Genomic DNA, 8,717 nt, shown 5'->3' with positions numbered 1-8,717 from the left:
GCCCCGTACCTTCCCTTTGAGGGAAGGTACGGGGCCGCTGTGCGAACGGGAGCGTTCCCGGGGCGCCTTCTAGGACCTCTTGCGGGCTGTGGCCGTCTCGGCCATGCCGGGCAGGAAGTCCGTGAACAGCTCGTGCACTTCGTGGACCAGCGGCCGCAGTACCCGGAACCGGGCGAGTGCGACGCCGCGGGTCGTGAGGCGGGCGCCGCGGGCCGCCAGGCGTCGGCTGCGCTCGCGCTCCGGTGAGCGGTCGAACACCCAGTACAGGACGAGTCCCATCTGGGAGAGCCACATCAGCTCGGGGAGGATGTCCGCCAGTTCCGCGGGGATCTTCGCCCTGGATCCGGTCAGTACCTCGCGGTGGATCGCGATGGACGCCTCGCGGGCGGGCTCCGATTCGGCGGAGAAGGGGCTGAGCGGGCTCTCCGGGTCGGCGGCGTTCTTGAAGAACTGGGCCGCGAACTCGTGGTACGGCGCCGCGATGTCCAGCCAGGCCGTCAGCACCCCGGCGAGCCGGGTCTCCAGGTCCGTCTCCTTGTCCAGGACCTCACGGACCGCCGCCCCGTGTTCGGCGCCGATCCGGTCGTAGAAGCCCTGGACGAGGTGTTCCTTGCTGGCGAAGTAGTAGTAGGCGTTGCCGACGGAGACCCCGGCCTCCTTGGCGATGGCCCGCATCGTCGTCTTGTCGAAGCCGCGCTCCTGGAAGAGCCGGAGCGCCGTTTCGAGGATGAGGGTGCGGGTCTGCTCGCTCTTCTGGGCCTTGACCGGCTTGGCTTCCTTCCCGCCCTGCTCGTCCGTCACGCCCGGCTCGTCCGTCTCATCTCGTTCGTCGCTCGCCACGGCCCCAAGGCTATCCGCCCGCCCCGCCGCCCTGGACCGGGACCTCGCAGGCCGATCCCTCGCCGCCGCACGGGGCGGCCGTCACCGAGCGGTACTTCGCGGCGGCCAGTACGGTCGCGCGGGCGAAGGGGCGGCCCGCCGGGGTGGTCAGCCAGTGGGCGCGGTGCCGGTGCTCGGCCAGGGCCCAGAGGCAGACGATCCACGCGGAGGTCCCGCGGTAGATCTGGCCCCGGTCGCCGATCACCGTGATCTCGGTGAGCGTGCTCGCGTGGTCGAGCCCGGGGAAGCGCCGGCGCGCCTCCTCGGAGGCGGCCGGCACGAGGTCCAGCGGGACGAGCTGACGCTGCTTCAGCAGCCAGTGGCGCACATGGACGCAGAGCGAGCACTGGGCGTCGTACAGCACGGTGAGGCGGGCGACGGGGGTGCGCGGTCCGGTGGTGGTCACCGGTCACTTCCCGGCGGCCGGTGCGGCCCACGGGCCCTGGTTCGCGGGGCCGGTCCAGCCCTGCGGCGGTACGGGCGGGGTCTGCTCGCGCTCCATCAGGCCGCGACGGCGGATCTTGTTGAGTACGTAGACGTTGCCGAGGTGCATCCCGCCGAGGACCAGCAGTACGACGCCGACCTTCGTCGACAGCGCGTCGAAGAGCTGCCTGGCGTCGGTCACGCTGTCGGCGTTCTTCAGGTAGAGCGTCACGAAGCCCAGGTTCACCAGGTAGAAGCCGACCACCAGCAAGTGGTTCACGGCGTCGGCCAGCTTCTCGTTCCCGTGCAGGACGTCGGCCAGGAACACCTTGCCGTTGCGGCTGAGCGTGCGGGCGACCCAGATCGTGAGGGCGACGCTGATCAGCAGGTAGATGACGTAGGCGACAACTGTGAGATCCATGCCCCGAGCTCCCTTGAACGTGTTCAAAAGCTGTTGTCATGGACTGTAGACCCATCTTTGAACATGTTCAAGACAGGGGTTCAGGGTGCGCCTGCCGGGGAGTGCTCCGGCTTCGCCGTCGTCCCCGCCGGCTCGAACCTCCGTACGCCCGGCACGGCGGCCGTGCCCAGGCAGGCCACCGCGACCGTCACCGCCGCGACGGTGAGCGGGACTTCGGCGCCCCAGGCGGCCGCGGCGAGCGGCGCGAGCGCGTAACCGAGGGGCATCGCGCCGAGCGAGAGCAGCCAGTCGTACGAGGTCACCCGGGCCAGCGCGTGGGCGGGCACCGCCGACTGGACCGAGGTGTCCCAGACCGGGCCGAGGAAGCCCAGCCCGGCCAGCGCGACCCCGTACGCGGTGATCGTCAGCCAGACGGGCGCGGAGGCGGCGAGCAGGGCGAGGGGGAGGGCGTACGTGGCGAGGCCGAGGTTGGCGGCCAGGACGGGGCGGCGCGGCCGGGCCCGGCCCGCGAGCAGCGAGCCCAGCAGCAGGCCCACGGCCCCGGCCTGGAGCAGGGTGATCCAGATTTCCCGGCCGCCTGGTTCGCGGAGGGCGAGGGCCGGGCCGAGCGTCATCAGTACGGCGGCCGCCCCGTTCCAGGCGGCATGGGCGACGAGGCTGGACCAGTACCAGTCGCGGGAGCGCACCTCGCCCCAGCCCTCCTTGAGGTCGGCGACCAGGGAGCGCCGGGGGATCGGCGCGTGCCGGACCTTGATGGCGGCGAGCAGCGCGGCGCTGACGGCGAAGCTCGCGCCGTCCAGCACGAAGGCCCAGCCGGGGCCCACGGTGAGGATCAGCGTCCCGGCGACGGCGGGGCCGCCGAGACGGGTCGCGCTGCCGGCCACGGCCATCAGGGAGTTGGCGCGCAGGAGCCCCGGGGGTGACACGGTGCCCCGGATCAGCGGCGCCGCGGTCGGCATGGCGAAGGCGCCGGCGGCGCCGCCCAGCGCCTCGGCGACCGCGAGCTGCCACAGCTGCGGTGCGCCGCCGAGGAGTTCGGCGCCGACGAACACCTGGGTGACGCACCGGACGAGATCGGTGGTGAGGGCGACCGTGCGGGCGTTGAAGCGGTCGCCGACGACGCCGCCCAGGGGCAGCAGGAGGAGCTTGGGGATCATCGCGCAGGCCAGGACCAGGGCGAGGGCTCCGGTCGAACCCGTGGCCTCGTAGACGGCCAGGGTGAGGGCCGTGGGGATGGCGGCGTCGCCGAGCAGGGAGAGGGTTCGCCCGGCGAAGAGCAGGCGGAAGGCGCGCGTGCGCAGGGGATGGGGCATGGCGCGCAACATATTTCGGTGGCGAACTATTCGTCAACGAAATATTTGGTTCCGAAGCATCTTGGCCGGCAGGCGTACGCTTTCGGTATGGAGCGACGCGACTGGACCGACGGACACGTGGAGCGCTGGCAGCCCGTGCTGCCCGGCCTCGATCCCGATATCGAGGGCGCGGTCACCCGGATGAACAAGCTCTCCGTTCATCTGCGCCGCGTGCGGGAGCAGGCTCTGGCCGACTTCGAGCTCGACCGTCAGGAGTTCGACACCCTGCACAAGCTCGCCGGGCGGGGCGGCGCGGCCGCCCCCTCCGAACTCGCCGCCGACCTGGACCTCGCGCCGGCCTCGGTCACCGGGCGCCTGGACGTGCTGGAGCGCCGGGGCCTGGTGCGGCGGACACCGTCCACGACGGACCGGCGGCGGGTCGTCGTGGAGCTCACCGAGGAGGGGCACTCCACGTGGCTGGGCGCCATGGGCTTCCTCGGGAACGAGGAGTCCCGGCTGCTCGGTGTGCTCGGCCCGGACGAACGGGTCCTGCTCAACGACATGCTGCGGCGCGTCATGGTGGCCGCCGAGGGCCGGGACTGAAACGCGGTCCGCTCAGGCGCTCATCGAGCGGGCCGAGTTGAGCTGGGCCATGACCATCGGGAAGGTCTCCGGGCCCATCGCCGGGATCAGCGTCGCGTGGTGCCTGCCGCCGCTGGTGACCGTGACCTGGATGAAGCCGGTGGTCTTCTTCTCCTTCATCAGGAGGAAGAGCAGGCCGATCAGGCACAGCAGCGCGAAGACGATCGCGAGCACGATCGCGACGGTCGGGATCTTCTCCTCCGTGCGCGACATGTCGGTGGCCGTCCACACCGCACCCTTGAGGGGCATGGTCCCGGACGGTGTCACGATCGAGTCGTTCATGACGGTGATGTCGCCGAACGCCAGCATCGGCACCCCGCCCTGCATCCCCATCGGCTGCGGAAGGTGATGGCCGGGCATCGTCGGATAGCCGTAACCGGGCCCGGGCTGGGCCGCGTCGTCCGGCAGGGGCTGCGGGTAGCCATAGCCCGCAGTGGCACCCGCCGGATATCCGTACCCCTGCCCGTCGGGCATCGTGGGCGGATTGCCGGGCTGCTGCTGCGGCGGCCCCCACGTGTATGAGTCGTCCGCGTACGGATTCGGATCGCTCACAGCATTCCCCGTTCTCTTTTCGTCACAAGCTCCGCACGACCGTACCGCCCAGGTGCGGCGGGCGCAGCAGGAGGCCCCGTTCTCCACCGGGATGCGGCGGAGAACGGGGCCTCTGAGTACTGCGTGAACCAGGAGGGGATCAGAAGCGACGCGTGATCAGCGCGCGCTTCACTTCCTGGATCGCCTTGGTGACCTCGATGCCACGGGGGCAGGCGTCCGTGCAGTTGAACGTCGTGCGGCAACGCCACACACCGTCACGGTCGTTGAGGATCTCCAGGCGCTGCTCGCCGCCCTCGTCGCGCGAGTCGAAGATGAAGCGGTGCGCGTTGACGATCGCCGCCGGGCCGAAGTACTGCCCGTCGTTCCAGAACACCGGGCACGAGGACGTGCACGCGGCGCACAGGATGCACTTGGTGGTGTCGTCGAAGCGCTCGCGGTCCTCGGAGGACTGCAGACGCTCGCGGGTCGGCTCGTTCCCCTTGGTGATGAGGAAGGGCATGACATCGCGGTACGCCTGGAAGAACGGGTCCATGTCGACCACGAGGTCCTTGAGGACCGTGAGGCCCTTTATGGCCTCGACCGTGATCGGCTTCTCCGGGCTCAGGTCCTTGATCAGCGTCTTGCAGGCGAGCCTGTTCTTGCCGTTGATCCGCATCGCGTCGGAACCGCAGATCCCGTGCGCGCACGAGCGGCGGAAGGTCAGCGTGCCGTCCAGCTCCCACTTGATCTTGTGAAGGGCGTCGAGGACACGCTCCTTCGGGTCGATCGAGATCTGGAAGTCCTGCCACTGGGCCTCTTCCGAGACCTCCGGGTTGAAGCGGCGGATCCGGAAGGTGGCCGTGATGTACGGGGAGTCGGCGAAGCCGGCCTCGGGCTCGGGAGCCTTGTCGGACTTCTCCAGGGTGGGGGTAGCCATCAGTACTTACGCTCCATCGGCTGGTAGCGGGTCTGGACGACCGGCTTGTAGTCGAGCCGGATCGACTCGGTGCCGTCGTCGGCGACCTCGCGGTACGCCATGGTGTGGCGCATGAAGTTGACGTCGTCGCGGTTCGGGTAGTCCTCGCGGTAGTGACCGCCGCGGGATTCCTTGCGAGCCAGCGCGGACGTCGCCATGACCTCGGCCAGGTCGAGCAGGTTGCCCAGCTCGATGGCCTCCAGGAGGTCGGTGTTGAACCGCTTGCCCTTGTCCTGGACGGACACGTTCAGGTAGCGCTTCCGCAGCTCGGCGATCTTGTCGACGGCCGTCTTGATGGTCTGCTCGGTGCGGAACACCATCACGTTGGCGTCCATGCACTCCTGCAGCTCCAGGCGGAGCGTCGCGACCCGCTCGGTGCCCGTCGAGTTCCGCAGGCGCTCGACCTGGTCGATGACGAGCTGCGCCGGGTTCTCGGGAAGCTCGACGAAGTCGTTCTTCGCGGAGTACTCGGCGGCGGCGATGCCCGACCGGCGTCCGAAGACGTTGATGTCGAGCAGCGAGTTGGTGCCCAGGCGGTTGGCGCCGTGCACCGAGACGCAGGCGACCTCGCCCGCGGCGTACAGGCCCGGGACGACGGTGGTGTTGTCCGCCAGGACCTCACCCTCGACGTTGGTCGGGATGCCGCCCATGGCGTAGTGCGCGGTCGGCTGGATCGGGATCGGGTCCGTGTAGGGCTCGATGCCGAGGTACGTGCGCGCGAACTCCGTGATGTCCGGGAGCTTCGCGTCCAGCTGCTCCGGCGGGAGGTGCGTGAGGTCGAGGTAGACGTGGTCGCCCTCGGGCCCGCAGCCGCGGCCCTCACGGATCTCCGTGTAGATGGAGCGGGACACGACGTCACGGGACGCGAGGTCCTTCATGACGGGCGCGTACTTCTCCATGAAGCGCTCGCCGTCCTTGTTGCGGAGGATGCCGCCCTCACCGCGGGCGCCCTCCGTCAGCAGGATGCCCATGCGCCAGATGCCCGTCGGGTGGAACTGGAAGAACTCCATGTCCTCCAGCGGCAGACCGCGGCGGTACGCGGCGGCCTGGCCGTCACCGGTCAGGGTGTGCGCGTTCGACGTCACCTTGAAGAACTTGCCGGTGCCGCCGGAGGCGAAGATGATCGACTTCGCCTGGAAGACGTGGATCTCGCCGGTGGCCAGCTCGTACGCCACGACGCCCGCGGACTTCTTGACGCCGTCGACCTCCTGGAGCAGGAGGTCCAGGACGTAGAACTCGTTGAAGAACTCCACACCCTCCTTGACGCAGTTCTGGTACAGCGTCTGGAGGATCATGTGGCCGGTGCGGTCCGAGGCGTAGCAGGACCGGCGGACCGGAGCCTCGCCGTGGTTACGGCTGTGACCGCCGAAGCGGCGCTGGTCGATCTTGCCCTCGGGCGTGCGGTTGAACGGCAGGCCCATCTTCTCCAGGTCGAGGACGGAGTCGATGGCCTCCTTCGCCAGGATCTCGGCGGCGTCCTGGTCGACCAGGTAGTCGCCGCCCTTGATCGTGTCGAAGGTGTGCCACTCCCAGTTGTCCTCTTCCACGTTGGCGAGCGCGGCGGCCATGCCGCCCTGCGCAGCGCCCGTGTGGGAGCGGGTGGGGTAGAGCTTCGTCAGCACGGCGGTGCGGCTGCGCTTGGTCGACTCGATGGCCGCGCGCATGCCGGCGCCGCCGGCGCCGACGATGACGGTGTCGTACTTGTGGATCTGCATGGTTTCCTCTGGTCCCTCTGTCCCGGCGCCTAGCGGATGTTCGGGTCGAAGGTGAAGATCACCAGCGTGCCCAGCAGGACGGTGAACACCGTGGCGGTGTACAGGAGCATCTTCAGCCAGAAGCGGGTGTTGTCCCGTTCGGCGTAATCGTTGATGACCGTACGGAGGCCGTTGGCACCGTGCAGCATGGCGAGCCACAGCATGGTGAGGTCCCAGACCTGCCAGAACGGCGAGGCCCAGCGGCCCGCCACGAAGGCGAAGCCGATCTTGGACACGCCGCCGTCCAGCACGAGCTGGATCAGCAGGTGGCCGAGGACCAGAACGACCAGCACGATGCCCGACAGGCGCATGAAGAGCCAGGCGTACATCTCGAAGTTGGTGCGCGAGCCCTTGGGCGTCTTGCCGGTCCGCTTGCGCGGGGGCTCGATGACAGGGGCCGGGTGGTCGACGTCATAGAGGCTCACGCCCTCGACGTCGCCGATCGCGGAAGTGCTCTCGGTGGACATTGGCATCAGCTCCCGAAGACTTCGCGTACGGCGTGACCGAGGACGGGATACAGCGCCCCGACCATCAGCACGAGCCAGATGCCCATCACGGTCCAGAGCATCTGCTTCTGGAAGCGCGGGCCCTTGGCCCAGAAGTCCACGGCAACGATGCGGAGACCGTTCAGCGCGTGGAAGAGAATGGCGGCCACGAGGCCGTATTCGAGGAGCGCGACAAGCGGCGTCTTGTACGTGGCCACGACTTCGTCGTATGCCTCGGGCGAGACGCGGACAAGAGCGGTGTCCAGGACGTGTACGAACAGGAAGAAGAAAATGAGGACACCGGTGACTCGATGAGCCACCCACGACCACATGCCTTCCCGGCCGCGGTACAGCGTTCCAGCCGGCACGGAAGAACCCTCCGGGAGCGGGGATTAGGGTCGGCCGGCTTGACTGTCGGTCTGACCCGGCCGGGTACGGTCCACCGGCCCCGGCCATCGTAGCGACGCTTTGTCGGTTCGTTCGCCCCGGGGCCTCTGGTGTGATCAAAGTGGCAATCAAACAGGCACGGACGGGCTAGAGCATCCCAAATGGCACACCCGGAAGCGGGCCCCTCGTCGGATCCTCGTCCGTCACCAGCTCGATGATGCGCTCGCGGGCCAGCCGCCGCATCTCGTCCGCGGTGACAGCCCGTTCCTCGTCCGGGTCGTGCGCCAGTCTGGCCCTGATCCCGGCGAGCACCTGATCGACGTGCTGGGAGGGCCGGTGGGCGGCCAGGCTGATCACGAAGACGTGTCCGAACCGGCTCTCGTACGCGGCGTGGGCGGCCCGGAGCGCGAGGTGCGCGGCGCGCGGCGCGGCGTGGTGGAGGCAGGGGGCGGTCTCTCCGGCGAGCGCCTCGGCGATATCCGTGGGAGACAGGTCGTAGCCCGCTTCGTCGGAGGCGGCGAGCAGGGCGTCGAGATCCGGGTACGGGCGGTGGGCCGCCATCCGCAGGGCCCAGCGGTGGCTGCCGCAGCACTCCAGGAGGGCGGCCTCGGCCTCGGGGCGCGGCGCGGTGTTGAAGCGGGCGAGGCCCGCCGAGTGGTCGCCCGCGGGTGCGGGCACCGGTGCGGGGCGGCGGCTCTGGACCGGTACGGCAGCCCGCCCGGCCCGCTGCCGCGGTCGCTTCGGCAGGCCGGCGTGGGACTCGCTGGACCTGGACAGCGTGGACTCCTCGAACGGACGGCATCTGTGCCCCTGAAGAGGGCACGGAGGGCAACGAGGTTGCACGGGTGGAGAGAGTGAAGAAGGTGAAGGGAGAGGCGAGTGTGCCGTAACGCTAGCGAGCGGGGGCAACGGCCGAGCGAAGTACGC

General features: G+C 69.5%; 11 protein-coding genes. 1 reads left to right on the top strand and 10 read right to left on the bottom strand.

Features of this window, described 5'->3' with window-relative positions:
• Nucleotides 1–69 precede the first annotated feature (69 nt).
• The 4 genes from ACFWSK_RS29810 to ACFWSK_RS29795 all read right to left on the bottom strand — a co-directional run bounded on the left by ACFWSK_RS29810 (nucleotide 70) and on the right by ACFWSK_RS29795 (nucleotide 3,036).
• A complete protein-coding gene (locus ACFWSK_RS29810; protein WP_383792790.1) occupies nucleotides 70–801 on the bottom strand; it encodes a TetR family transcriptional regulator in 732 nt (243 codons plus the stop codon).
• 49 nt (nucleotides 802–850) lie between these two features.
• Nucleotides 851–1,285 carry a thiol-disulfide oxidoreductase DCC family protein gene (locus ACFWSK_RS29805; RefSeq protein WP_383792773.1) on the bottom strand — a complete coding sequence of 145 codons (435 nt, stop codon included), beginning with the start codon at nucleotides 1,283–1,285 and terminating at the stop codon, nucleotides 851–853.
• A gap of 3 nt (nucleotides 1,286–1,288) precedes the next feature.
• A complete protein-coding gene (locus tag ACFWSK_RS29800; protein ID WP_383792771.1) occupies nucleotides 1,289–1,723 on the bottom strand; it encodes a hypothetical protein in 435 nt (144 codons plus the stop codon).
• Between the two features lie 80 nt (nucleotides 1,724–1,803).
• A complete protein-coding gene (locus ACFWSK_RS29795) occupies nucleotides 1,804–3,036 on the bottom strand; it encodes an MFS transporter (RefSeq protein WP_383792768.1) in 1,233 nt (410 codons plus the stop codon).
• Between the two features lie 87 nt (nucleotides 3,037–3,123).
• Here ACFWSK_RS29795 and ACFWSK_RS29790 point away from each other — a divergent pair, with 87 nt between their 5' ends.
• A complete protein-coding gene (locus ACFWSK_RS29790; RefSeq protein WP_383792766.1) occupies nucleotides 3,124–3,618 on the top strand; it encodes a MarR family winged helix-turn-helix transcriptional regulator in 495 nt (164 codons plus the stop codon).
• Between the two features lie 12 nt (nucleotides 3,619–3,630).
• Here the strand turns inward: ACFWSK_RS29790 and ACFWSK_RS29785 are convergent, their stop codons facing one another.
• The 6 genes from ACFWSK_RS29785 to ACFWSK_RS29760 all read right to left on the bottom strand — a co-directional run bounded on the left by ACFWSK_RS29785 (nucleotide 3,631) and on the right by ACFWSK_RS29760 (nucleotide 8,468).
• Nucleotides 3,631–4,209 (bottom strand): hypothetical protein, encoded by a 579-nt coding sequence (locus ACFWSK_RS29785; protein ID WP_383792763.1) that lies wholly within the window; start codon nucleotides 4,207–4,209, stop codon nucleotides 3,631–3,633.
• Between the two features lie 139 nt (nucleotides 4,210–4,348).
• The gene (locus tag ACFWSK_RS29780; protein ID WP_383792760.1) at nucleotides 4,349–5,125 is read right to left on the bottom strand and encodes a succinate dehydrogenase iron-sulfur subunit; all 777 of its coding nucleotides are present in this window, start codon (nucleotides 5,123–5,125) and stop codon (nucleotides 4,349–4,351) included.
• A complete protein-coding gene (gene sdhA, locus ACFWSK_RS29775) occupies nucleotides 5,125–6,879 on the bottom strand; it encodes a succinate dehydrogenase flavoprotein subunit (RefSeq protein ID WP_383792757.1) in 1,755 nt (584 codons plus the stop codon). Before sdhA ends, ACFWSK_RS29780 begins: the two co-directional genes overlap by 1 nt.
• Before the next feature lie 29 nt (nucleotides 6,880–6,908).
• Entirely contained in the window at nucleotides 6,909–7,385 is a 477-nt protein-coding gene (locus ACFWSK_RS29770) for a succinate dehydrogenase hydrophobic membrane anchor subunit (RefSeq protein WP_383792754.1), read from the bottom strand.
• 5 nt (nucleotides 7,386–7,390) lie between these two features.
• Complete coding sequence (gene sdhC / locus ACFWSK_RS29765; RefSeq protein ID WP_383792751.1) at nucleotides 7,391–7,771, bottom strand: succinate dehydrogenase, cytochrome b556 subunit; 381 nt, start codon at nucleotides 7,769–7,771, stop codon at nucleotides 7,391–7,393.
• A gap of 166 nt (nucleotides 7,772–7,937) precedes the next feature.
• The gene (locus ACFWSK_RS29760) at nucleotides 7,938–8,468 is read right to left on the bottom strand and encodes a 2-oxo-4-hydroxy-4-carboxy-5-ureidoimidazoline decarboxylase (RefSeq protein WP_383792748.1); all 531 of its coding nucleotides are present in this window, start codon (nucleotides 8,466–8,468) and stop codon (nucleotides 7,938–7,940) included.
• Nucleotides 8,469–8,717: the final 249 nt, after the last annotated feature.

It is taken from the genome of Streptomyces sp. NPDC058620 (genome assembly GCF_042717135.1).
In the GTDB taxonomy this organism is placed as follows: Bacteria; Actinomycetota; Actinomycetes; order Streptomycetales; family Streptomycetaceae; genus Streptomyces.
Note: the sequence above shows the minus strand (reverse complement) of the source record. Positions and strands in the feature narration are given on the sequence as shown.

Coding starts and splice junctions, on each gene's coding strand:
- ACFWSK_RS29780 (WP_383792760.1), bottom strand. CDS start 5,125: ATGGCTACCCCCACCCTGGAGAAGTCCGACAAGGCTCCCGAGCCCGAG.
- ACFWSK_RS29790 (WP_383792766.1), top strand. CDS start 3,124: ATGGAGCGACGCGACTGGACCGACGGACACGTGGAGCGCTGGCAGCCC.
- ACFWSK_RS29800 (WP_383792771.1), bottom strand. CDS start 1,723: ATGGATCTCACAGTTGTCGCCTACGTCATCTACCTGCTGATCAGCGTC.
- sdhA (WP_383792757.1), bottom strand. CDS start 6,879: ATGCAGATCCACAAGTACGACACCGTCATCGTCGGCGCCGGCGGCGCC.
- ACFWSK_RS29770 (WP_383792754.1), bottom strand. CDS start 7,385: ATGTCCACCGAGAGCACTTCCGCGATCGGCGACGTCGAGGGCGTGAGC.
- ACFWSK_RS29795 (WP_383792768.1), bottom strand. CDS start 3,036: ATGCCCCATCCCCTGCGCACGCGCGCCTTCCGCCTGCTCTTCGCCGGG.